The following is a 25,001-nucleotide window of genomic DNA, read 5'->3' as shown; positions in this document are numbered from 1 at the left end:
AAACAATTATTCTACCAGTACAACCGCACTATTGCCGCACCGCTTCTACGCCAGGAATCTCATTCAAGGCTGTTAGGGCACGTTGAATCTGCTCGCCACTATTTACCTCTACGGTAAAGACCATTTGGCTAAGCGATCGGCGGCTTTGCGTATTCACGCCCACTACGTTTAAACGTAGCCGGGCAAATACTTCGGATACATCTCTAAGCAGATTAGGATTTTCTTGTGCTTGTATAAAGAGGTCGACGGGATACAGGGCTTCGCCTGTTGCCCCCCATGTCACATCTATCACCCGTTCAGGTTGTGTCGCTGACAGCCCCAAAAACGAGTGACAATCACGCCGGTGTATAGACACACCACGACCGCGGGTCACAAACCCCACGATCTCATCGGGTGGTGCAGGGCGACAGCAACGGGCTAATTGCGTAAGCAAAGAGTCTACGCCCACCACCAACACACCACTTTTTCCGGTACGCGTCACACTGGACGTCGCACTATTGAACACACGCGATGAGTTGTCTTCTTGTACTGGCGCCTCAGATGGCTGCTTAAAGGCCTGCTCTATATGGCGCAGACTAAATTCATCTTTGGCAACCGCGACGTATAAGTCATCAGCCTGAGCAAAACCTAAGCGTTGAGCCAGTTGTTCTAAATTCGTGGCTGTCTTGCCCAACCGCTGCAATTCTTTCTCGACCATAGTCTGGCCTTGGCTCATGCGCTGCTGCAGCTCTACCGCATTAAACCAAGCCCGCACTTTGGCTCTAGAACGAGGGCTAGCCAAGAAACCTAACTGTGCATTTAACCAATCACGCGATGGCCCGCCCGATTTGGCAGCAATAATTTCTACCGTTTGCCCCGTTTGCAGGCGTGTCAACAACGGCACCATCAGCCCATCAACTTTGGCACCACGACAACGGTGGCCCAAGTCTGTGTGCAAGTGATAAGCAAAATCAACCGGAGTCGCCCCCACAGGAAGCTCAATCACACGCGCTTGTGGTGTTAACACATAGACATGCTCAGCCTGCAGGCTTTCTGTTGCGGGTGCGGCCTCTGGCGCAGCCGTAGTGCTATCGGCAGTGGGTGTGCTTTTATCCCAAGCCAACAGTTGGCGCATCCACGCAATTTTCTGCTCATCTGCAGTCGCCGCAACTTTGCCACCAGCGGCACCCGCTTCTTTGTAGCGCCAGTGTGCCGCCATCCCGTATTCGGCAAATTCGTGCATTTCTTGCGTACGAATCTGCACTTCAAAGCAACGCCCCTGCTCGTCTGCTACTACTGTGTGCAGCGAACGGTAGCCATTGGGCTTAGGACGGGAAATGTAATCATCAAACTCTGCCGGCACAGGCGTCCACATAGCGTGAATCAAGGCCAAGGCAGCATAGCAACTGCGCTCGTCATCCACAATTACACGCAATGCACGCAAATCAAAGAGCTGATCAAAGTCCAGATGCTTATTACGCATCTTGTTCCAAATGCTATAGATGTGTTTTGGCCTGCCATACACTTCGGCATCTACACCTTCAGCTTTGAGCGCTTCGGATAGCTGTTGCACTACATTGGTGATGAAACTCTCACGCTCGGTGCGTTTTTCTTCCAACTGTTTTGCTATTTGCTTATACACATCTGGCTTGAGAAAACGGAAAGCGAAGTCTTCCATTTCCCACTTCACCTGCCAAATCCCCAGTCTATTTGCCAAGGGTGTGTATAACTCCATGGTCTCTTTGGCAAAAGCCTCAGGACAAGGAGTTTTGCTGATGGCATACCAGCTTAACGACTGCAATCTAGAGGCTAGGCGCAGCAACACAATACGCAAGTCAACGGCCATCGCCAGCAACATGCGTCGTTTCATTTCTTTTTGATCGCTACCTGGCGCACCTATGTCGCCTGACTGCGCCGTCAACGTACCTAATCGGTATAAGGCTCGTGTGCCTTGCACCAGCTTAGCAACTTCAGGGCCAAACTCACGTGATAAGGTTTCGGGACGGGTGTTGTTCTCGTTGTCTTCCAGCTCAGGCATCACTGCCAACAAGGCACTGGCTCGCGTTACCGCATCAGAACCCAGCCCTACCAATACCGTCACCATCATGGCCGCGTGGCTATCTAAAGGCTCACCCGTGCTGGCGATACGCCCTGGTAGCACCTTGACCACCTTATCTCTCGCCGCAGTTACCAGCTTCTTCCCAGCCTCATCCAAATCTGCCGTGCAGGATTCTAACCACACAGCATCAGATAATAGATCGTGAGTATCAGCAGAAGGGAGTAACGGGGAGTGCATAAAATGGGGCCAATGTTCAGAAGCACACTTAAGACCCATATACTAGCGTGGATACCGTTTCACTGCGAGACCCCTTGATGTTATATAGCCCTAAAAAAAAGACATTACTGATGGTCTGGCACTCTAGAACAGGGGCCAGTCAACAAGCCATGCAAGCCGCATATGGTGCCGCCCAACGAGCCCTACATGCGCTTGAAAGCACTGACAGTGCTCAGGTACGCAGTGTGCCTGCGGCTGAAGCCACAGCTGAAGACTTTCTACTCGCTGATGCCTACCTGTTTTGCGCACCAGAGAATCTGGCTAGCCTGAGCGGTACGATGAAGGAATGCTTTGATAGGCTCTATTACGCATTAATAGAGCAGCTTAATGGCCGCCCTTATGCCGCAATCATTAGTGCCGGCACAGACGGGCACAGCGCCCTACGACAATTACAGCGCATTTGTACTGGCTGGCGGCTTGAGCAAGCCTGTGACCCCGTCATTGTTCTCACAAACGCCAGCAACGCTGACGAAATCTTGGCACCCAAACAATTAACGAGTGCGCAACTCGCTTCTGCCGAACGTTGCGGAGAGAACCTAGCCGCCCTACTGTGCTTATAATGGCGGATGCTCTGAATCTTCTGACCCAGAGCAAAGACATGCTTAGACAGATACATTACGCTTGCAAGTAATTTATAGCTATGTACTTACTACCCATAATCTAGGTATGTTGCGCGGGGTTTTGCAGGCTTATTGCAAAATTTTCGTTAAAATCGATTCATTAACCTTAAGACACCACAAAATAAGGCGCTTTTATCGCCCGGTGTCCAGTTTCGCTTTCTCTAGCCGGAGTCTCATTACCATGACCCACGTTGTCACCGAAAACTGTATCAAATGCAAATACACTGACTGTGTTGATGTCTGTCCGGTAGACTGTTTCCGTGAAGGTCCGAACTTCTTGGTAATTGATCCTGATGAGTGTATTGACTGTGCTGTCTGTATTCCAGAGTGCCCGGCCAACGCCATTTTTGCAGAAGAAGACGTACCCGAAGATCAAGTGAAGTTTATTGCGCTAAACGCCGAGCTCAGCCCTGAGTTTGGTATGATCAACCGCTCCAAAAAACCTTTGGAAGATGCCGACGAATGGAATGGCGTTGAAGGTAAACTGGAGCATTTAGAGCGATAAACTGTTGTTTGAAAACAGCTTTCAAGCCCCTAAAAGAAGCCTATGGCTTCTTTTTTTTGTCTCTAATATTGCTGCAATGCAGCACAAGGATAATACTAAGTATCACAGCAGATAAGCTTCGCATACACTGACGACTTATCGCTCAGCGGGTCAGCCACAAGGCCCGTTTAGTGCACAAGCGTTTCATCTCAATAAAAAAGAATATCTATGCTTTACGACCTACATGAATGGCAAAGGTCCATGCTGGCTCCACTGGTGAACCTCTCCAGTCAGGGCTCTGAGTTGTTTTCTAGCCCTTATAGCCCTTGGTCTTACACCCCAGTCTCACGTCAAATTGCAGCAGGCTATGAATTACTTTATAGACTTGGCAAAGAGTACGAGAAACCTCAATGGCAGATCCCCGAGGTCAAGGTAGGCAATAAGCTAGTTGCAGTGAGCGAAAGCACCGTTTTGCGTCTGCCTTTTTGCCAGTTGGTACATTTTGAGCGTGAAGGCATTACTGAACCCGCACCCAAAATGCTAGTGGTAGCGCCCATGTCGGGCCACCACGCAACGCTATTGCGCGATACTGTACGCACCCTACTGCGTGATCACGATGTGTACGTAACGGATTGGATAGACGCACGCATGGTGCCGCTGTCCGCCGGCTCATTCCATTTGAATGACTACGTACACTACGTACAGCACTTTTTACATGAGCTAGGTCCAGACACTCACGTCATCGCTGTGTGCCAACCTACGGTTCCTGTATTGGCTGCCGTATCGCTAATGGCGGCGGCCCGCGATGCCAGCCAACCTCGCAGCATGATTTTGATGGGCGGCCCTATTGACCCCCGTCAGTCTCCAACAGCCGTGAACTCTTTGGCCACTACCAAACCATATTCATGGTTTGAGAACAACCTGATTCACCGTGTTCCCCCTCGGTACGCCGGTGTAGGTCGTAAGGTGTATCCAGGCTTCTTGCAGCACACTGGGTTTATTTCCATGAACCCTGACAGACACATGATGTCTCACTACGAGTTCTATCAACACCTGCTTAAAGGTGATGATGAAGACGCCGAGGCACACCGTCGTTTCTATGACGAATACAACGCTGTCATGGACATGAGTGCCGAGTTCTATCTGGACACCATCAAAACAGTATTCCAAGACTACGCCTTACCGCGTGGCCTATGGGAGGTAGATAACGTTGCGGTACAACCAGAAAAAATCCAAAACCTGCACCTACTGACTATTGAAGGTGAATTGGATGATATTTCTGGCTTGGGCCAAACCCGTGCCGCACAAAAACTATGCTCTGGCTTGAATGAAGCGCATAAGCAACACTACACTGTGAGTGGCGCAGGACATTACGGTATATTTTCCGGTCGTCGCTGGCGTAATCAGGTATATCCTAAAATACGTGACTTCGTAAAAGCCGCAGAGGCTCACGCCAAAAGCGTCTGACCTTATATCCTTTCTATGCCACACACTTCCAGGGGCCTAAGGGCCCCTGATTGATGTTTATGACCGATCAAATTCTCGCCCTTACTGAGCGTATTAATGCGCTGCTGCCACAAACCCAATGCACACGCTGCGGCTACGACGCCTGTTTGCCTTATGCCGAAGCCATTGCCCAGAAAGGTGAGGCCATTAACCGCTGCCCTCCTGGTGGTGAATCGGGCATACAACAATTAGCCGCGCTCACGGGCCAAGCTGTGCAAGCGCTCAACCCTGAGTGCGGTACGCATGAAGCCCCTACGGTAGCGTGGATTGATGAGAAACACTGCATAGGCTGTACACTCTGTATTCAAGCCTGTCCGGTGGATGCCATTCTCGGCGCGAACAAACGCATGCATACCGTGATCAGCGACCGCTGCACTGGCTGTGACCTGTGTTTAGCCCCCTGTCCTGTAGATTGCATCACAATGTTGCCCGCCAACCGCGAGTGGACACCTGAGCTCGCAGCAGAAGCCAAGCAACACTACGAAACCCGTAGTAGACGCCTGCAACATAAACACGATGAGTCAGGCTCTATGGCTAGCCGACTACTGGCCAACAAACCTAAGGTCGCACTGGAAGCGGACGACCCTGAGCGCCGCAAAGCCAGTATTGCTCAAGCCTTAGCACAAGCCCGAGCACGCCGCGCCCAACAACCCACTTCGTGAGTGCTGCATGAATAACGCTATTCGTACTGAGATTTTCACGCGCTTACAAGCGGCTAACCCTCACCCCACTACAGAGCTGGAATACGAAAGCACGTTTCAGTTGTTGATTGCGGTGATCCTGTCAGCACAGGCAACCGATGTGTCGGTAAACATTGCAACGCGACGCTTCTTCCCTACCCACGGTACACCTGCAGGTATTTTGGAGCTAGGCGAAGAAGGCTTAATGGACAAGATCAAAACCATTGGCCTGTTTAGAACCAAAGCCAAGAACGTGATCCGTACCTGTGAAATCTTGCTGGAAAAATACCAAGGCGAAGTTCCAGCAGACCGAGACAGCTTAGAAGCCTTACCCGGCGTAGGTAGAAAAACAGCTAACGTGGTGTTGAATACCGCTTTTGGCTTTCCTACTATTGCTGTAGACACGCATATTTTCCGTGTCAGCAATCGTACTGGTATCGCTAAAGGCAAAAACGTGGTGGAAGTGGAGCAGCGCTTAGAACGACTCATTCCTAAACAGTTCTTGCTGGATGCCCACCATTGGTTGATTTTGCATGGTCGCTACATTTGCGTGGCCCGCAAACCCAAATGCCCTCAGTGCGGTATTTCGGATCTGTGTGAGTTTAAAGATAAGACGCCAATTGGGAAGTAAAAGCGAAAACACTCTCTGCTTCCACAAGAGAGCTTCTCTTTCGCAACAACCACCAAAGCAAAAACCCCCCACATCTACGCGGAGGGTTTTTACGTTTACACAGCCATTAGAAGCTGCTTACTGCTCTTGCTTATCCTGCCCTAAGCCCAAGTAGCTTTCGATGATACGTGGATCATCACTCAGCTCTCGTGCAGGCCCTTGCATGATCAGCTCGGAAGTTTCCAGTACATAGCCGTAGTCAGCCACCTGCAACGCCGCACGGGCATTTTGCTCCACCAACAAGATAGATACCCCAGTGGAACGCAAACGGCTAATGATCTTGAAGATTTCACGTACCACTCGTGGCGCCAAACCCAAGCTAGGTTCATCCAGCATCAAGACCGTAGGCCTAGCCATTAGTGCACGCCCTACTGCCAACATTTGACGCTCACCACCGGACAAAGTGCCTGCTTGCTGTGTACGACGCTCTTTCAAGCGTGGAAACAACTCGTAGACCTCATCCATGATGCCGCGCCAGTTGGCCACTTTTTGTCGATGTAGCCTGAAACCACCCAACAACAAGTTATCTTCCACCGACATACTGCTGAAAAGTTCGCGACGTTCTGGCACCAAAGACAAACCTTCAGCAACACGGCGCTCTACGCCCCACGCAGAAATATCTTTGCCTTGTAGCAGTACATTACCCGTGCTGCGGCCATTAGTGGGCAGCGCGCCCATGATGGCATTCAGCATAGTGGACTTACCCGCACCGTTAGCACCAATCACCGTAACAATGCTGCCTTTTTCTAGCTGTATAGACGCATTATTCAATGCACCTACTTTGCCATAGCGTGCTGACAGCCCTTGTACTTCCAGCAACACAGAGGTTTTTTCCTGATTCATGGCGGTCATTACACGCCCTCCCCGTTGTTTTGCTGGGACTCGTCATCCAAGTCTAGGTCTTCATCCAAGCCACCCAAGTAAGCTTGCAATACCGCAGGGCTCTGCTGCACTTCTTGAGGGGTACCCTCGGCAATACGTGTACCGAAATCCATTACCACTAGGTGATCGGTTAAACGCATGACGAAGTCCATATCGTGCTCTACCAGCAGGATACTCATGCCTTCATCGCGCAGTTGCGACAACACACGTGCTAACTCTTGCTTTTCCAGATAGCGCAAACCGGCTGCTGGCTCATCTAGCAACAGCAATACTGGGTCGGCGGCCAATGCACGAGCGATTTCCAGAATACGCTGTTGGCCCAACGCCAAGTTACCAGCCTCTTCGTACAGGTAGTCACCCAAGCCCACACGAATCAACTGTTTCTTAGCATCGTGTAGTAGCTCTGCTTCACTGCGTCTGTCCCAATGCAACAAGGCAGACAAAATACCCACACGACGACGCAAGTGAGCACCCAGTGCTACGTTTTCTAGCACGGTCATATCAGGGATCAGCTGCACGTGTTGGAAGGTCCTAGCCATACCCAACCTAGCGATATCTCTAGCACGCAGTTTTTCTATGGCTTTGCCAGCAAAACGTACCACACCACCGCTCAGCGGCAACACGCCACTGATCAGGTTAAAAGTCGTACTTTTACCCGCACCGTTAGGGCCAATCAACCCCATGATCTCGCCCGCTTTGAGTTTGAAGCTGATATCGTTTACCGCTACCAAACCACCAAACTGTTTACGTGCTTTATCCACTTCCAGTACCAGAGAACCACGCTCCGGTTTAGCACGTTGCGGCAAAGGCTCTGCCTGACGTTGCAAAGCGTTCTGCACATCAGCCACTACCTGTGCTTTATTACGTGTGCCGGTAATACGTTGCCATGCTGCAGACAGGTACGGCCAAAGGCCGCCTGTAGCGTACTGCAACACGAAGATCATCAAGAGACCAAATACGATCAACTCGAAGTTGGTATCCATAGCAAAGAACTTAGGCAACCAGTTCTGAATCTGATCTTTTAGCGTCAAAATCACGGTGGAGCCCAACACAGCTCCCCACACGCTACCTGCTCCCCCAACCACAGCCATAAACAGGTATTCAATGCTGTAGTTCAAACCAAAGGGGCTAGGGCTAACCGCACGCTGGAAGTGTGCATACAACCAACCCGAGATACATGCCAACACTGCGGCGTATACAAAGATAATGGTTTTGTACGCTGGCATGTTCACGCCAAAAGACTCCGCCATGTGTTTACCATGACGCAATGCACGAATTGCACGACCTGGACGGGAGTACAACAGGTTATGAGTAAGCCACAATGCCAACAGCAAAATCACCCAGATCAGATAGTAGATATGCCTATCTGCCCCCAGGCTTATTCCAAACAGGCTTAACGGCTGAATGCCAGAAATACCATCGTGCTGACCCAAGAAGCTCAAATTACCAAACAGGTAGTACAACGACAGTGACCAAGCAATAGTGCCCAAAGGTAAATAGTGGCCCGACAAACGCAGCGTGATCATGCCGATCAATGCAGAGAATGCTAGGGTCAGCGCAATGGCTACCCACAAGCTCACCCAGGGCGACAAGCCCAAGCGGGCAGTCATGTATGCGGTAGTGTAAGCACCAATCCCCACGAACGCAGCTTGCCCAAATGAGGTCAACCCGCCCACACCAGTCAACAACAACAGACCCAATACAACCAAACTGCTTAGGCCTATGTAATTCATTTGCGTGACCCAGAATGGTGGCACAGCCCCTATCAACGGGAACACGGCCAACAACAGCACCACGACAGCTAATAACACTCTATTCATGATGCTTAATCCTCATCCTCTACACCACGCGAACTAAAGGAACGCCACAACAGCACAGGGATAATCAGGGTGAACACGATCACTTCCTTATAGGCACTGGCCCAGAAAGAGGCGAACGCTTCCAGCACACCAACGAAAATCGCACCTATGGCTGTCAGAGGATAGCTTCCCAAGCCCCCAACAATAGCGGCCACAAAGCCTTTTAGACCGATCAAGAAACCAGTGTCGTAATAAATGGTGGTCACTGGTGCAATCAACATGCCCGAGAACGCACCAATGGCTGCAGCCAAACCAAAACTCAAGCGGCCAGCCATGATGGTACTAATACCCACCAAGCGAGCACCACGACGGTTTACTGCGGTTGCACGCAGTGCACGGCCATACAGAGTACGACCGAAGAAAATCCATAGCCCAGTAATCAGTACTGCGCATGACAACAATACGAAGATGGTTTGTGCTGACCAGCTCATATCACCCAGCATCACTTGGCCTTCCAAAAACGCCGGAGTACGCCACCCTTCTGCACCAAAGAACACCAGACCCAGCCCGGTTAACGCAAAGTGCACGGCTACCGATGTAATCAGCAGCACCAATACGCTGGACTCGGACAAACGCTGATACACCAAACGGTGCAGCATAGGCCCTAAAGGCACCACAATGGCCAAGGAATACAACACAGACAACCACAACGGAATAGTGCCACCCACTATATAAGGGCTCACCAAATACAGCGCAACAGGTAGTACCAATGTCCACGCTATAGTGCGCCAAAAACCTTCAAAGGTTTTATTGCGTATTGCACTAAACAGTTCTAGCAAAAACACCAGCACGCCGGCTATCAATAGCAGCTTCAGTGTGCCAGGCTCCCGCCCATTAATAATGAAGGCCAACGTTAAGGCCCCATAGGTGACGAACTCGCCCTGTGGGATAAAAATAACGCGGGTTACGGTAAAGACCAGAACCAACGCCAACCCCAACAATGCGTAAATCGCACCGTTAAGCAGCCCGTCCTGCAATAAAATCAGAACTATCGTGCTGTCCATAGCCTTACACCATTAGTACAGGAATTTTCAATCATAACTACACCAAAACGGCAGGAGCATACGCCCCTGCCGTTAGTTCAGAAGCCTACAAATCTGTATTGTTATTACAGATCAGGCTGGTAAGTCCATTTGCCATCAACCACTTTCACCATGACGCGAGCACGCTCATCCAAACCTGAGTGGTCTGTTTCTGTCATGTTGAAAACACCTTGAGAGGCGGACAAGTCTGTAACCGCTTCGATTGCATCACGCAACGCTTGGCGGAACTCTACTGTACCGGGCTTAGCACCGCTTTCCAGCGCAACAGGAATAGCAGCTACTACCAATTGCCCTGCATCCCACATGTGACCACCAAAGGTGTTTGTGGTGCCTGCACCATATTTACCTTCGTAAACGGTCTGGTAGGCTTTAGCAGAAACTTTTGCTGGGTGATCATCAGGCAACTGGTCCACTACTAATAGCGGGCCACTTGGCAAAATGATGCCTTCACAGTCACGGCCACATACGCGCAATACGTCGTTGTTAGCAGAACCGTGGGTGTGATAAATCTGGCCAGCAAAGCCACGGTTTTTCAACTCACGCTGAGGCAACGCTACGGGAGTACCAGCAGCACCAATCAGCACAGCATCAGGTTTGCTTGCCAGCAGTTTCAGGATTTGACCTGTCACACTGGTGTCATTGCGGTTGTAACGCTCAGCCGATACTACTGAAATGCCTTTGGCCTCAGCTGCTTTACGCATTACATCTAACCAACCATCACCGTACGCATCGTTAAAGCCAATAAAGCCCAAGGTTTTAACACCTTGTTTTTCCATGGTGGCAGCCAAACCTTCGGCCATCAACAAGTCGTTTTGCGGGGTTTTAAATACCCATTTACGAGCACCTTCCATGGGTTCAATGATGCTGGCGTTAGCGGCCACACTGATCATCGGCACTTGGTTTTCTGCTACCACGTCAATCATGGCCAACGAACCTGGTGTGGCTGAGGTACCCAGCACCACATCCACGTTGTCTTCCGTTACCAATTTACGGGTATTACGTACTGCCTGCGTAGTGTCAGTGGCATCATCCAGCACCACGTACACAACTTTTTCACCTGCTACTTCAGTAGGCAACAAGCTCACGGTATCGCGCTCAGGAATACCCAGCGATGCTGCTGGACCTGTAGAAGATACAGTAACGCCTACCTTAACTTGAGCCGAAGCAGCCAAAGGAAATGCTAGGGCAATCGCCCCTGCCACCATTGCACGACGCAATACTCTATACGACATCTCAGCCCCCTTTGCGTGACTAAATTAGACGGAATTGTTATATAAAAAACGGTTGATTATATCGTGATCATTACAATTTATCCCCTAGTAAATACCATGCAAGCTTATACGACACTACAATTACGCATACACTATGCGCTATAGTTTTGGCCGCTAGTCTCCCACAAGGTATTCGATGTGAACAAAATACGTAAAACGCCAGAGCAATGGCGTGCTCAACTTTCTCCAGAAGCTTATTATGTGACGCGCGAACACGGCACAGAGCGCCCTTATAGTGGTCAGTACTGGAGTACTACCACGCCGGGAATTTATCGCTGCGTTGGTTGTCATACTCCTTTGTTTGCTTCCGACACAAAATTTGATGCTGGCTGCGGTTGGCCTAGTTACTTTGACGCCATTAATCCCGAGAACGTACGTGAAGAAGCCGATTATTCACACGGCATGGTACGTACCGAGATTCTTTGCAATGTTTGCGATGCGCATTTGGGACACGTATTCCCAGATGGCCCTCCCCCCACTGGTCTACGCTACTGCATCAATTCGGTTGCTTTGACTTTTGAGCCCGAGTCCGACTTATCATGAAAAAACTCCTGTTTGACCTGTTTCCCCTGATTCTGTTTTTCATCGCATTTCGAATGTTCGATTTGTATGTGGCAACAGGTGTAACCATGGCCGCCGTCGCGGTGCAAATTATTTGGCTGAAAATTCGTCAACGCACGATTGAAGCCATGCACTGGATTAATCTGGCGATCATCATGGTTTTTGGCGGCGCAACTTTATTGTTTCAAAATGATGCCTTCATCAAATGGAAACCTACTGTACTGTATTGGATTTTCGCTGGCGTACTATTGGGTAGCCGTTTGATCTTACAGCGCAACCTGATGCAAAAACTGATGGGCGCACAAGTCTCACTCCCTACCGCGATCTGGGACAAACTCAATTACAGTTGGGTGCTCTTTTTTATTGCATCCGGTGCATTGAATCTTTACATTGCTTTTTCAGGCCAATTTACTGAAGAGCAGTGGGTAAGTTTTAAAGCCTTTGGGCTATTAGGTTTGTTGGTGGTTTTTGCTATTGGCCAATCCATTTGGTTGTCCAAACATATCAAAACGCCAGCAGCCAACGATGACCACGTTTAACAGGGCCATTTGATCGTTATGAACGTTACTGAACGCATAGAAGAACTTACCCGCCGTCTGGCTGATCTTGAAGCCACGCATCTGGAAGTCATTGACGAGTCTCACCTGCACGCCGGGCATGCAGGCGCTAAGGGCGGTGCTTCGCACTTTAGACTGATCATAAGTTCACCAAAATTTACGGGGCTAACTACACTCGCGCGCCACCGCCTTGTGTATGATCGAGTTACTGATTTAATGCCTCATCCTATTCATGCGCTATCCATACAGGCTAGCACTAACTCTTAACAAAGGATTCACATGAAACGATTTGCCGCAATTATGTTGACCTGCGCAATGGCTGTACCTGTATATGCGCAAAACGCAGCAACCGTTAATGGCAAGCCCATTCCACAAAAATCCGTGGACGACTTCATTGCCCTGTTAATTGAGCAAGGTGCCCAAGACAGTCCAGAGCTGCGTGAGCAAGTGAAGCAGGAAATTATTGGTCGCACCATTATGGCTCAAGCAGCTGAAGCGGCTGGCATCGCTAATCAACCTGCTGTTGTGCAAGAAATGGAATTGGCTAAACAAGGCATCATGATTCGTGCCTTGATGTCTGACTACCTGAAGAAAAACCCTGTCACTGACGCTCAGGTTGCAGCAGAATACGAAGTTTTGAAAAAACAAGAAGCTGGCAAACAAGAGTATCGTGTACGCCATATCTTGTTAGAAAGCGAAGATCAAGCAAAAACAGTATTGGCCGACTTGAAAGCCAAAAAAACCAACTTTGCTGATGCCGCTAAACAGTACTCCAAAGACCCAGGCTCTGCTAGCCGTGGTGGCGATTTGGGTTGGGCTGCATCGTCCAGCTACGTAGCTCCATTTGCTAACGCTGTAGATAGCCAGAAAAAAGGCGAATTGAGCGCCGCACCAGTGCAATCCGATTTCGGTTGGCACATTCTGGTGGTGGAAGACAGCCGCCCTATCACATTCCCTGAGCTGAACGACGTGAAAGATCAGATCGCGGAAATGATGCGCCAAACCAAACTGGAAGAGTTCCAACAGTCTTTGCTGAAAGACGCCAAAGTTGAGTAATGCTTTCACGTTATGGATATAAAAAAAGCTGGCCTAGGCCAGCTTTTTTTATGGGCTAACTCTTTTACTGCATACCCAGTAAGGCTTTAAGGCCGTCCTCATCCAATACCGCTACGCCTAGTTCTTCTGCTTTACGCAATTTGCTACCAGCCTCTTCACCAGCAACCACATACGCCGTCTTGGAGGAAACGGACCCACTCACTTTGCCACCCGCACCTAAGATATGGCGAGTCGCCTCGTCTCGTGTCCACGTAGGCATCGTGCCTGTCAGCACAAAGGTTTGACCACTTAAACTTTGTGAACGCTGCCTACCTTCTGTAGGAGCCTCTGGCAACCGCACACTAACCCCCGCATCCAACAAGCTTTGTACAGCTTCTCGGTTGTGTGGTTCAGAGAAGAAGTGAGCAATGGATGCAGCCACCACCGGCCCTACCGCTGACACCTCTAATAGCTCTTCTTCCGAGGCTGCCATAATGCGATCCAAGGACCCAAAATGCTTAGCCAAGTCACGGGCCGTTGTCTCACCCACATGTCGAATCCCCAAGGCATACAGCAAACGCTCTAGCTCAGGATTTCTAGCCGCATCCACAGCCTTAATAACGTTCGCTGCTGACTTCTGCCCCATGCGCGGCAACAGCAGTAACTCTTCTAGCTTTAAGGTGTACAGATCCGCTAGGGTTTTCACACGCTCGCTGTCTACTAACTGTTCGATGAGCTTCTCACCAATGCCATCCATGTCTAGCGCTTTACGCGATACCGCATGGGCAATGGTTTGCTTACGTTGAGCCGCACACACCAAACCGCCAGTACAACGGGCAATGGCTTCGTCTTCTACACGCTCAATGGCCGAGCCACACACGGGGCACTCATTGGGCATCACAAAAGCTGTAGTGCCTATAGGACGCAATTCAATCAGTGAGCGCACAATTTCAGGAATCACATCACCCGCACGTCGGATGACCACATGATCGCCCACTCGTACATCTTTACGACGGATTTCATCTTCGTTATGCAGTGTGGCATTCGTCACCGTCACACCGCCCACAAAGATAGGCTTCAGACGCGCTACAGGCGTAATCGCCCCCGTACGCCCTACTTGCACATCAATACCCAAAACTTCGGTTTGAGCCTCTTCAGCAGGGAATTTATGCGCGATAGCAAAACGCGGAGCTCTGGCCACAAAACCAAGCACGCGCTGCTGATCCAAGTAGTTAACCTTGTACACCACCCCATCGATATCAAAGGGTAAGTGCGCACGTTGCTCGCCAGTTTGCTGGTAATAGGCCAACAAACCTTTTACCCCTTTTACCACTTCGTGATTACGGTTAACGGGCAAGCCCAATTGGCGCAACCACTGCAGCATTTCTGCTTGTGTGGCATAAGGTTCCGCAAACTCGTGCTGTAGCTGTGACAACAAATCTTGTTGTGGACTAGGAGTTTGCACACTGATTTCGCCCCAACCATACGCATAAAAACGCAAACGTCGTTGAGCTGTAATACGAGGGTCTAACTGACGCAAACTACCTGCAGCCGCGTTTCTAGGGTTCACAAAAACCTTATCGCGCTTACGCAGTTGCTCTTGATTCAGGACCTCAAAATCTTCCTTGTTCATCAGTACTTCACCGCGCACTTCCAGCACAGCAGGCCAACTGCCTTCTTTGCCCAATAAGCGTAATGGTACGGACTGTATAGTACGTATATTGCTGCTGATGTCTTCACCTGTGGCTCCGTCACCGCGTGTAGAGGCTTGTACCAATACACCGTCTTCGTAACGTAGGCTCACCGCCAAACCATCAAATTTATATTCGGCGTTATATTCCACCTGCTCACCAGGGCGCAGCAACCCAGCCGATTGCAAGGTGTCGCTGACACGCTTATCAAAAGCGGTCAGCTCGTCTTCATCAAACGCATTCGCCAGGGACAGCATGGGCACAGCATGTCTAACGGTAGCAAAACCATTAGCAGGTGCCGCTCCTACGCGCTGTGAGGGAGAGTCTGGTGAAATCCATTCTGGGTGTGCTGCTTCAATCGCCTGCAACTCACGCATTAATACGTCGTAGTCTGCATCGGTCACACTTGGCGCATCCAGCACGTAATATCTATAGTTGTGCTGGTTAATTTCCTGCCTTAACTTCTCAAGACGCTGCTTAGTCACGCAAAAACCCTCGCTGTACGCGACTCACCCGCCACAAACCCTGCTTCTTCCAATTGCTGATACATGGTGTAAAGCTGTTCATCAATCTGTTGATCACTCTGTTCTGAAAAAACTCTACCTTGCTCATCCAGCAATTGGCCACCCAAACGGGCTGCCAAATCACGCCCAACGCTTGCCATACGGCTAAAGGCTTGGGTGTCCATGGGGCTATTTGGCACATCCAGTACCAAATCCAGCCGCTCCACGCTTGCAGACTGCACATCTTCTACGGCTTGACCATCAAACAAAACGGTAAAACGGGGAATGCCCGAATCCGCCAGCCACGCCATTTGTCGGCCATAGCTCAAAAACCCAGCCTCACCTAAGGTATTCAATACTCGCTGTACATTGACAGGGCCTTCTAAGCGCACCACCAAGCTCACCACCGCATCTAACCCTGCACACAACTCATCTAATTGCTGTGCTTGCTGTACCACTAGATGTTGTTCAGGCCCTTCCAAACTGGCATCAAAGTGCTGTGCTACGTTTTGTGCTGCAGACCACAAGTTAGACCATTCAATATCACTCAACGGCCCGGTACGGTTCGCCAACAAAATCGCCAACTGCATGGAAACATACTGCTCGGACTCAGCCAAACGGGTGTGATGATTACCCTCTTCGGTGATAGCAAAAAAACGAATGGGCTTACTAAGGTTACGCAAACAGCTTTGCAAGACTTGCGATAATTCGCCGCCTTGCACAGGATGATTAAAGCTAATGTCGATGACAGCTTCGCAGGTAGGATCCACTTCATCTATTTGCACATCGTCTTGAGAACTTTTCAGACTATCTGCAATGCGCACAGTAGGTTCTTTACGCACTGGAGCCGTGCCACCCAATTGCCCCATCAGCGGATCACTTTCAGCTTCTGGCAACTTGGATTGCATCTGGCGACGGACGCGCTGGTCTTGCCACCAGTTAAACACCAGTACAAGAAGAATAATGAGAACACCAGCCGAAATCAGTCCAATTTGTAAATCACTCATCACGCTATCCGTATCCGAAAAATTCGTTAACCTGCCCGTTACGCTTCAGCCATCTGAATCGCAGACTCCACGTCTACGGCCACGATACGTGAAACACCCTGCTCTTGCATGGTAACCCCAACCAACTGCTTTGCCATATGCATGGCTATTTTATTGTGAGAAATAAATAAAAACTGCGTTTGGTCACTCATGCTGCTCACCAAACGCGCATAACGTTCAGTATTCGCATCATCCAATGGCGCATCCACCTCGTCTAGTAAGCAGAACGGTGCCGGATTCAACTTAAATAACGCAAACACCAACGCTGTTGCCGTTAACGCTTTCTCACCACCAGACAATAAGTGAATCGTGCTATTACGTTTACCTGGCGGTTGAGCCATCACCATCACACCAGCGTCCAGCACTTCATCGCCCGTCATGATGAGCTTGGCTTCCCCACCACCAAACAATCTAGGGAATAGCTCACCAAAGTGTCCGTTCACTACATTAAAGGTGCCAAGTAGCAGCTCTCGAATTTCTTTATCAATTTTACGGATGGCATTTTCCAGCGTCTCAATCGCTTGTGTCAAATCCTCATGCTGTCCATCCAGATAGGTTTTACGTTCCTTTGCAGTTGCTAGTTCTTCTAGGGCCGCCAAGTTCACCGCACCTAACGCATCTATCTGTCTAGAAACTCGCTGCACCTCAGACTGTAACCAGCCCAAACGATGCCATTGCTCAGGCTTTTCTTGCAGCAATTCACGCAGTGCCTGCCTATCTACCTTCCGCTCGTCCAGCATTTCGGTGAACTGCTCCACCGATAATCTAGCTGCTTGCTCTTGCAACTGCAGCTCAGTCACTTTTTGACGTAATGGCTCTACCACCTGCTCTAATCTGGCACGCTCGGACTCTGCCGTTTTCAAGCTACTTGCCACATGCTCTAAACGGGTACGAGCCACCAATAAATGCTCTTCTCTTTCGGCACGCAACATCAATGCCTCTTGCAGGCTTTCTTGTGCGGCGTCCACATCCATCACGGTTAGTTCGCCCTGCAAGCCAGAGAGCTCTGCCGCCGCACGTTCCAATTGCTCCTTAGCCAAACGCTGGGTACGAGACAACTCTTCATAGCGTGCTTGTAGTAGGCGCTCTTGGTGACGAATCTCTTGGCTTTGATGTTCTCTATCACGCCACTGCTGACGAATCTCCTGCAGCTCAGTGCTGACTCGTTCCAACAGTTCTTCTTGATCTTCTAACTGCTCTTGCAACACTTCACGTTGTGCTTGCAGCTCTTCGGCCTGTAGTTCGGAATCCTCCAAACTCGCCATTAACTCTTCTTCAGACTGCCCTAGCTCTAGCAGCTCTTGCGACAAGCGTTGTAGCCTATCGCTACTTTGCTCAGCCTCTTGGCGCAATCTGGCATGCTCTAACTGTACGGTGTGCAAACGTTCGGTAAGTTCACCCACGCGTAAACGCAAACTAGGTAGCTGTTGCGAAACCTGCTGCCAGCCCTGATGGGCTTTCTGCTCGCTTTCTTTGTATTGCTCTAAATCTAACTGGCTTGCTCGCAGTTGCTTTTGCAGATTCACAATCTCTTGCTGACGCGCCAAAATCCCGGCTTGCGCATCGTCTGGTGCATAAAAGCGCACAGAGTATTGATCTAGCAAATGCCCTTCTGGGCATACCAACACCTGACCTTGCGCTAGATTCGCAACCTTATCCCACGCTTGCTCTAAGCTATCGCACACCACTATATGGCCCAGCCATGCCTGCAATAACTGCTGCAATGCGGGGTTAGGCAAACGTAGTTTCGCCAATAGACTGTTGGTGGGTGCTGCTCCTGTTGGTGCTAGGGCTGGCAAGCTGTAAAACTCTACTCTGGCAGGTGGTTCTGAGCTCAGTACCGATTTCAGTGCTTTCAGATCAGCCACTGAAACAGCACCTACGCGATCGCGCAGCACAGCCTCTACTGCCGTTTCCCAACCCGGCTCTATACCTAGTTGCTGCCATAGGCGACTGCCACTAGCCAAACCATGCTTTTCTAACCACGGCTCTAATTTATCTTGGCGTTGCACATCTTCTTGCAGTTGCACCAAAGCATTTAGTCTCGCCTCTAGGCGTGCATGTTCTGCTTGATGTTGCTGCAGTGTTTGCTGTGCCTGAGTACGTGCGGCTTCATGGCGAGGCAATACACTTTCTTGCTCTTGCAACGCTTGCTGCGCACTGGCCAACTGCTGGGATTGCAACTGCTTTTCACCGTCCAAGCGCTGCAATGCATGATCGTCAGGCCCTTGATGGTCTGAACGTTCTTTTTCCAAACGTTCTTTGCGCAGCAAGAGCTGTTGGCGTTGACGTTGCATATCCTGCGCAGCTTGCGCTCGCACCGCCTGACTTTGCTCTATACGCGCTAGCTGCTGGCGCAAGCCATCACGCTTTGCCGATAACTCTTGTAGTTGCGCTTCGCGTTCAGGCAATAACCCCTGTGCATGCTCAGTAGCGGCCTCGGCTTCTGCCACACGTATAGCGGCCTCTTCCTGCTGGGCAGCAAGTTCTTCCAACTCAGCAGCGCAGTATTCTTGCTGTTCTTGCCACTCTTGTTGTTGCGCCCCCAACTGCGAGCGTCGGCTTTGCATACGGTTACGCGTGTCTTGCACGTGACGTATTTCGGCCTCTAGACTGCTAACCCGTGTGCCTGCTTCATACACAGCCGCTTGCGCTTTGTGTACCGCGTCGCCCTCATCAAAATGCGACTGACGCAAAGTCTCCAGTTGCGCCTCTAAAGAGCGCAATCCACCTATGGCTGCCTCTACTTCGGTTTGGGCTTGCTCTATCGCTACGCTTTTCTTTTGCTGATCATCTTTGGCACTGCTTTCACGCTGCAACCATAATAAGTGCTGCTTAAGCTCACCTTCCTCTTGTAGCGACTTATAGTGCATCGCCACTTCAGCCTGTTTGTGTAAGCGCTCTAGCTGATCCTCTAACTCGCCCATGATGTCATCAAGACGAGTCAAGTTCTCACGCGTGTCAGACAAGCGGCTTTCGGTTTCTTTGCGTCGCTCTTTATAGCGTGACACACCGGCCGCCTCTTCTAGATACACCCGTAGCTCTTCCGGTTTGGCCTCAATCAGCCTATTGATCATGCCTTGACCAATAATGGCGTAGCCTCTGGCGCCCAGACCTGTGCCTAGAAAAATATCGTGAATATCCCGGCGGCGTACTTGCTGGTTATTGATGAAATAACTACTAGTACCATCACGTGTTAGCACACGACCTACCGAAATTTCGGTGTAGGTATTCCATTGCCCACCAACGCGGCCTTCACTGTTATCGAAGACCAGCTCTACTGAGGCTCGTGCAGACGGCTTTCTATTGCCACTACCGTTAAAAATAACGTCTTGCATAGACTCGCCCCTCAATTCTGAGGCTCGAGTTTCACCCAACACCCAACGTACGGCGTCGATAATATTGGATTTCCCACAGCCATTTGGCCCTACCACCCCTACTAACTGGCTAGGAGTAGGAATAACGGTAGGGTCAACAAACGACTTGAATCCGGCAAGTTTTATTTGAGTTAAACGCACAAGTTCAGCAAACAAGCGTTAGCGAAAAGCTACTAACACCACCGAATTGACACAAATTCACCAATTATCGCGTGATGCTAAAAGCCAAAAACGTAATGATACCGCACACAGCGCCCACGCCAAATTCTACTCATCAAAATATTGATACTGATATATGATTTGGCTCTTTGGCTTCAATTTTGCATCATACCGCGCCTAGTATGACCTACAGGGCTAAGCGCATGCCTTACAATGCAAGTAAGGCTACCAATAAGGAAAAATTTTGAAACGAGGTTTTTATCTAGTCATGGGCGCACAAGCCTTGTCGTCCATTGCCGACAACGCCTTGCTGATTGCAGCATTTGCCCTGATTGCTGACTTGCAAGGTCCGAGTTGGATGCTTCCTATGATGAAGTGGTGGTTTGCGCTTGCCTACGTAGTGCTAGCAGCTTTTGTGGGAGCATTTGCGGACGCCTACCCCAAAGGTCGCGTCATGTTCATCACTAACTCGGTAAAAATCTTAGGCTGTGCCCTGATGTTCGCCTATCAGTTCATCTCTAACGATACGGCCACACAGCTTTTCACCATTTTCTTTGCCTACACCTTAGTGGGTATTGGCGCTGCCGCTTACTCCCCTGCCAAGTACGGCATTGTGACTGAAATGCTGCCACCACACGATCTAGTTAAGGGTAATAGCTGGATTGAAGGGCTCACCGTCTTGTCTATTATTGTGGGTACAGTGTTAGGCGGTGTGCTGATCACGCCTGAGGTATATCACTACCTTCAGAAACTACCAGGCATCACTGCAATTGCCCAGAACCGTGCTGAAATTGCGATCCTTGTCATTGGCTGTATTTATATTGCCGCAGCACTGTGCAATTTACTGATCCCTAATACCAACATTCAATACCCCAAACAAAAAACCAATCCTATCGCTTTGCTGCGTGATTTCCGTTTTTATGTATTAGTGTTGTGGCGTGATAAATTGGGCCAGATATCTCTTGCCGTCACCACCTTGTTCTGGGGGGCAGGTGCAACGCTGCAATTAATCGTTATTGAATGGGGTGCGCAGCATTTGGGCTACACCCTTGACGAAGCCACTATCTTGATGGGTGTTGCGGCACTAGGCACCGTCATTGGTGCGGTCTGTGCAGGTCAAATCCCACTACGTCACTCGTTAAAAGTGCTGCCTATGGGCGTGGTCATGGGCTTGGTAGTATTGTTAATGCCTGTGGTCTATTCACCGTGGGCTGTTTATACATTGCTACTAATGATTGGTGCCCTGTCTGGCTTCTTTGTGGTGCCAATGAACGCCTTGCTACAGCATCGCGGCCACGTCTTGCTATCAGCAGGTCACTCCATTGCTGTACAAAACTTCAATGAGCAATTAAACATCTTGTTGATGCTGGCTATCTACAGCTTGATGCTGTGGCTGAACCTGCCTATCAACGTGATTATTGTAATCTTTGGTTTGCTAGTGGCCAGTCTGATGCTGCTGTTCATTCGCTGGAGCCGTTATAACCATAACAAGTTCCCACAACTACGCCGACAAATTGGCCAGAAAGGCCACGGTCGCGCACTCAGTCGCCACCGTTGCCAATAAGAATAGCGTTAGGTTTTAGCCCTGTTGATTCAGGGCTTTAACTAGCGCTAGGTCGCGCCACGCATTCGCTTTATGCTGTGGACGCAGCAATAACGCAGCAGGGTGATACGTCACAATCAGCGGAATGGCCTTGCCCTGCGGCGATTGCCAGTGATGCACCTTCTCGCGCAGCTCTTCTATATCGCTGTTATTGTTTAACAGCTGATTCGCTGCCATTTGCCCTAGCACCAACATAAACGCTGGCTGCACTAACTCTATTTGTTTCAACGTATAGGGGCTACACGCAGTAATCTCGTCAGCCTCGGGCATACGGTTATTTAAGGGCCGGCATTTCACCAAATGGGTGATGAAACTGTGTTCTGCCTCACCTAGACCCACGCTAGCTAGCATGGCTTGCAACAACTCGCCAGCCTGACCATCAAAGGCAACACCGTGCCTATCGTCTACATCACCTGGAGCATCAGCAATCACCAACCACCGAGCCTGAGGATCCCCTTTGCCAAATACAGCTTGTGAGCGCATTTGGTGAAGGCCACACGCCTGACACTGCTGCACAGCTTCTTGCAAAGCAGAAAAAGTATTAGGAATTTCAGCAGGCGCACTCGTCACAACGGCTGCGGAATCATCCTCAGCACGTGTATTTTGACGTATGCCTGCTGCTTGGCGCAAAGCCTGTATAGCGGCTTTCAAACCACTTTCAGTTTGAGGTGTTGGTGCTAGCGCAGGGGCCGAAGGAGTACTTGTTTCTGACCGAACCGCTGCTTGCTCTGCAGCAGGTGTAGCTATCGTAGATGCAGATGCAACTACCGCTGTTGTCGCTGTCGCGGGTGCCGCTTGGGTGGTCTCCATACTCGCGCCTAAACGGTGCAAGTGGGTACGTTCCATCCCTAGCTCTTGTAGCCAAGCAAGTTGCACTGAGTTCAATACCACACGCGGTGAAACCGAAACGTCCATAACTACTCTACGCCCAAATCTTTTTGCAGCAACAATGCATCTTCGCGCTGCTGCTCATCTAATGGATAGTAATTCTTACGCATACCTATCTGACAATAACCTCGGGCTGCATAAAATACTTGTGCTTGTTGGTTAGAACGCCTGACTTCCAACAATAGCGCCTCACGACCTTTGTGACGCACCAACTGTTCTCCAGCCTCAAGCAAGGCAGAGCCTACTCCTTGGGACTGCCATGCTGGATCTACACCTATTAGCAGTAGCTCACCCACATCAGGCCCCATCATAATGACCATGAAACCCACAACGGTAGTATCCACCTCAGCCACGAACATGACATGACAGGCTAGATAACTATCGCGGAAATTTGCTTCACTCCAAGGGAACTGTTGCACCTGCGCTTCAATGCCTGCTACCGCCGCCACATCTGCCAGTTTCATTTCTCGAATGGTTACTGCATGGGTCATGTTCAGCATCCTTGTCATGATCACGCTGGGCGCCATACTGCGGCTGGGTTACCACCCAAGCCCTGCTCTCGTTCAGCGGTAGTAAAAGCAACCTTATCGCGCACATAACTCGGCGCCGCTAATTCGGCGGCAATACCTTCGCCAGCCAGAAATGCTCGTAGCCCTAAATGCGCTACCGCTTCAACATCCGGTTTAGCAGTGTCTCCTAGCTGTATACTAGGCATGTCTTTCAGATTGGCAGCGAGTTCAGGAAATGCCACTAATGCATCTCCGCTCACTCGAATGGTACCGATTTCATTTTCTTGGGTACGTATGTGCATCAACCAATCTGGTAAAACCTGAGCGTCAATTAGTAACGAATTGTAACAGCACAGCCAGGTTTTAGTATTTCCCTCATACCTATACGCTGCCACATAGAGCTCTTGCATTCGTGCATCTAAGGCAACTACCTCTAGTTGGCCAGGTACTTTTTCTAGTGCTTCTGCCACAGCCAAGAGCGATGGAACGGGTACCACAGGGCAACCCAAAGCAAAGGCCAGCCCTTGCGTTACACCACAGGCAACGCGCAATCCGGTAAAGCCCCCAGGCCCTTGTCCAAAGGCGATTGCTGAGATTTCATGCCGTTTTACGCCTGCTTCGGCCAGCACTTCCTCTACCATGGGCAGCAGAAATTCTGCGTGCTCACTGCTACCTTCGTGACGACGTACGTAGAGCTGCGTTGTTTCACCTTGCTGGCTTAACAAAGCGACGCCACAGACTGATGTTGATGTTTCTAAAGCCAAAATATGTACTTGCATAGCGCTATTTTACGTCTTTTCTGTCATTAACAAAGAACTACAAAACAATTACGAGAGGGGCTTTACAAGCACTGTTACATCTATAAAATTGCACTCTAGCGGCCTTAGAAAACACGGCGTTTCGCGATGGTCTTCCCCTAACATTTCGTACCCACCAGTCTGAGTCGGTTAACTCCCTGAAACAGTCTCGATGCGAACAACACGGAGCCAGTCACCTTCATTATGAATACACAAGCACAACAACCTTTATCTCGCAAAATTCTTGTCGTTGACGATGATCCTCGACTGCGCGATCTACTACGCCGTTATCTTTCGGAACAAGGTTTCAATGTTTTTGTTGCTGAGGATGGCAAAGAAATGTCCAAACTCTGGCAGCGCGAGCACTTTGATCTGCTAGTACTAGACCTAATGCTTCCTGGTGAGGATGGCCTGTCAATTTGTCGCCGCTTACGTGGTGGGCATGATAACACGCCCATCATCATGCTTACGGCCAAAGCCGAGGAAATTGACCGTATTGTAGGCTTGGAAATGGGCGCTGATGACTACCTCATCAAACCCTTTAATCCACGCGAATTACTAGCTCGTGTTAACGCTATTTTACGTAGACGTGGCACTGAAGAACACCCAGGTGCTCCTAGCCAAGAAAATGAGTCCATCGAGTTCGGCCCTTACACTCTGAACCTCTCTACTCGCACACTCACTAAAGGCGAAGAAGTAGTACCTATCACTACAGGTGAGTTCTCTGTACTTAAGGTGTTTGCTCGTCATCCCAAAATTCCTCTGTCACGCGACAAGCTAATGGAGTTGGCACGCGGTCGTGAATACGAAGCTTTCGACCGTAGCCTGGATGTACAAATTTCCCGTTTGCGTAAATTGATAGAACCCAACCCATCTAAACCCATCTTTATCCAGACCGTTTGGGGGCTAGGCTATGTATTTATACCGGATGGTGGAAACTGATCTA

Annotated in this window: 22 protein-coding genes; 11 read left to right on the top strand and 11 right to left on the bottom strand. The window is 50.0% G+C overall.

Translation table 11 applies throughout. The features are described from left to right. Positions 1-28: 28 nt before the first annotated feature. A complete protein-coding gene (locus tag ACLO87_RS04590) occupies positions 29-2,275 on the bottom strand; it encodes a RelA/SpoT family protein (protein ID WP_135861694.1) in 2,247 nt (748 codons plus the stop codon). Between the two features lie 149 nt (positions 2,276-2,424). On the opposite strand from ACLO87_RS04590, the gene ACLO87_RS04585 reads away from it, so the two are divergent. The 5 genes from ACLO87_RS04585 to nth all read left to right on the top strand — a co-directional run bounded on the left by ACLO87_RS04585 (position 2,425) and on the right by nth (position 6,235). Next, entirely contained in the window at positions 2,425-2,874 is a 450-nt protein-coding gene (locus ACLO87_RS04585) for a flavodoxin family protein (RefSeq protein ID WP_430222901.1), read from the top strand. A gap of 241 nt (positions 2,875-3,115) precedes the next feature. Beyond that, the gene (gene fdxA / locus ACLO87_RS04580) at positions 3,116-3,439 is read left to right on the top strand and encodes a ferredoxin FdxA (RefSeq protein WP_135861693.1); all 324 of its coding nucleotides are present in this window, start codon (positions 3,116-3,118) and stop codon (positions 3,437-3,439) included. 207 nt (positions 3,440-3,646) lie between these two features. Then, positions 3,647-4,885 (top strand): polyhydroxyalkanoate depolymerase, encoded by a 1,239-nt coding sequence (locus ACLO87_RS04575; RefSeq protein WP_430222900.1) that lies wholly within the window; start codon positions 3,647-3,649, stop codon positions 4,883-4,885. 59 nt (positions 4,886-4,944) lie between these two features. Further along, positions 4,945-5,586 (top strand): RnfABCDGE type electron transport complex subunit B, encoded by a 642-nt coding sequence (locus ACLO87_RS04570; RefSeq protein WP_430222899.1) that lies wholly within the window; start codon positions 4,945-4,947, stop codon positions 5,584-5,586. Between the two features lie 7 nt (positions 5,587-5,593). After that, positions 5,594-6,235: an endonuclease III gene (gene nth / locus ACLO87_RS04565; RefSeq protein WP_135864460.1), complete on the top strand. Its 642-nt coding sequence runs from the start codon at positions 5,594-5,596 to the stop codon at positions 6,233-6,235. A 117-nt stretch (positions 6,236-6,352) separates the two neighbouring features. Here the strand turns inward: nth and ACLO87_RS04560 are convergent, their stop codons facing one another. The 4 genes from ACLO87_RS04560 to ACLO87_RS04545 form a co-directional block, all read right to left on the bottom strand. Beyond that, complete coding sequence (locus ACLO87_RS04560) at positions 6,353-7,117, bottom strand: ABC transporter ATP-binding protein (protein WP_135864479.1); 765 nt, start codon at positions 7,115-7,117, stop codon at positions 6,353-6,355. A gap of 8 nt (positions 7,118-7,125) precedes the next feature. Continuing rightward, complete coding sequence (locus ACLO87_RS04555) at positions 7,126-8,976, bottom strand: branched-chain amino acid ABC transporter ATP-binding protein/permease (protein WP_430222898.1); 1,851 nt, start codon at positions 8,974-8,976, stop codon at positions 7,126-7,128. 5 nt (positions 8,977-8,981) lie between these two features. Beyond that, on the bottom strand, positions 8,982-10,019 hold the full coding sequence (locus ACLO87_RS04550; RefSeq protein WP_135864463.1) for a branched-chain amino acid ABC transporter permease: 1,038 nt from the start codon (positions 10,017-10,019) through the stop codon (positions 8,982-8,984). 104 nt (positions 10,020-10,123) lie between these two features. Then, a complete protein-coding gene (locus ACLO87_RS04545; RefSeq protein ID WP_135864465.1) occupies positions 10,124-11,290 on the bottom strand; it encodes an ABC transporter substrate-binding protein in 1,167 nt (388 codons plus the stop codon). A 177-nt stretch (positions 11,291-11,467) separates the two neighbouring features. Here ACLO87_RS04545 and msrB point away from each other — a divergent pair, with 177 nt between their 5' ends. From msrB to ACLO87_RS04525, 4 genes are read left to right on the top strand one after another with little or no spacing between them, the layout of a single operon-like run. After that, on the top strand, positions 11,468-11,872 hold the full coding sequence (gene msrB, locus ACLO87_RS04540; protein ID WP_135864467.1) for a peptide-methionine (R)-S-oxide reductase MsrB: 405 nt from the start codon (positions 11,468-11,470) through the stop codon (positions 11,870-11,872). Further along, positions 11,869-12,429, top strand: coding sequence for a septation protein A (locus ACLO87_RS04535; RefSeq protein ID WP_135864469.1), 561 nt, complete (start codon positions 11,869-11,871; stop codon positions 12,427-12,429). Before msrB ends, ACLO87_RS04535 begins: the two co-directional genes overlap by 4 nt. An 18-nt stretch (positions 12,430-12,447) precedes the next feature. Further along, the gene (locus tag ACLO87_RS04530) at positions 12,448-12,714 is read left to right on the top strand and encodes a BolA family protein (RefSeq protein ID WP_135864471.1); all 267 of its coding nucleotides are present in this window, start codon (positions 12,448-12,450) and stop codon (positions 12,712-12,714) included. Between the two features lie 12 nt (positions 12,715-12,726). Beyond that, positions 12,727-13,503, top strand: a complete 777-nt coding sequence (locus tag ACLO87_RS04525) for a peptidylprolyl isomerase (protein ID WP_430222897.1) — start codon at positions 12,727-12,729, stop codon at positions 13,501-13,503. Positions 13,504-13,567: 64 nt separating this feature from the next. On the opposite strand, the gene ligA is transcribed toward ACLO87_RS04525, so the two are convergent. From ligA to smc, 3 genes are read right to left on the bottom strand one after another with little or no spacing between them, the layout of a single operon-like run. After that, positions 13,568-15,658 (bottom strand): NAD-dependent DNA ligase LigA, encoded by a 2,091-nt coding sequence (gene ligA / locus ACLO87_RS04520; RefSeq protein WP_430222896.1) that lies wholly within the window; start codon positions 15,656-15,658, stop codon positions 13,568-13,570. After that, entirely contained in the window at positions 15,655-16,683 is a 1,029-nt protein-coding gene (locus ACLO87_RS04515) for a cell division protein ZipA C-terminal FtsZ-binding domain-containing protein (RefSeq protein ID WP_135864477.1), read from the bottom strand. Before ACLO87_RS04515 ends, ligA begins: the two co-directional genes overlap by 4 nt. Positions 16,684-16,721: 38 nt before the next feature. After that, positions 16,722-20,240 carry a chromosome segregation protein SMC gene (gene smc / locus ACLO87_RS04510; RefSeq protein WP_430222895.1) on the bottom strand — a complete coding sequence of 1,173 codons (3,519 nt, stop codon included), beginning with the start codon at positions 20,238-20,240 and terminating at the stop codon, positions 16,722-16,724. A gap of 262 nt (positions 20,241-20,502) precedes the next feature. On the opposite strand from smc, the gene lplT reads away from it, so the two are divergent. Next, positions 20,503-21,822 (top strand): lysophospholipid transporter LplT, encoded by a 1,320-nt coding sequence (gene lplT, locus ACLO87_RS04505; RefSeq protein WP_430222894.1) that lies wholly within the window; start codon positions 20,503-20,505, stop codon positions 21,820-21,822. A gap of 15 nt (positions 21,823-21,837) precedes the next feature. Here lplT and ACLO87_RS04500 read toward each other — a convergent pair whose 3' ends face one another. The 3 genes from ACLO87_RS04500 to tsaB are packed head-to-tail and all read right to left on the bottom strand — an operon-like array spanning position 21,838 to position 24,037. Continuing rightward, positions 21,838-22,776 (bottom strand): uracil-DNA glycosylase, encoded by a 939-nt coding sequence (locus ACLO87_RS04500; RefSeq protein WP_430222893.1) that lies wholly within the window; start codon positions 22,774-22,776, stop codon positions 21,838-21,840. Between the two features lie 2 nt (positions 22,777-22,778). Then, complete coding sequence (gene rimI, locus ACLO87_RS04495; protein WP_168246894.1) at positions 22,779-23,240, bottom strand: ribosomal protein S18-alanine N-acetyltransferase; 462 nt, start codon at positions 23,238-23,240, stop codon at positions 22,779-22,781. 20 nt (positions 23,241-23,260) lie between these two features. Continuing rightward, positions 23,261-24,037, bottom strand: a complete 777-nt coding sequence (gene tsaB, locus ACLO87_RS04490; protein ID WP_135866065.1) for a tRNA (adenosine(37)-N6)-threonylcarbamoyltransferase complex dimerization subunit type 1 TsaB — start codon at positions 24,035-24,037, stop codon at positions 23,261-23,263. Positions 24,038-24,259: 222 nt separating this feature from the next. Between tsaB and ompR the strand changes: the two genes are divergently transcribed. Next, positions 24,260-24,997, top strand: coding sequence for an osmolarity response regulator transcription factor OmpR (ompR, locus tag ACLO87_RS04485; protein WP_135861444.1), 738 nt, complete (start codon positions 24,260-24,262; stop codon positions 24,995-24,997). The last annotated feature ends 4 nt before the right edge of the window (positions 24,998-25,001 follow it).

It is taken from the genome of Paenalcaligenes sp. Me52 (assembly GCF_050487965.1).
Classification (GTDB): domain Bacteria; phylum Pseudomonadota; class Gammaproteobacteria; order Burkholderiales; family Burkholderiaceae_B; genus Paenalcaligenes.
Note: the sequence above shows the minus strand (reverse complement) of the source record. Positions and strands in the feature narration are given on the sequence as shown.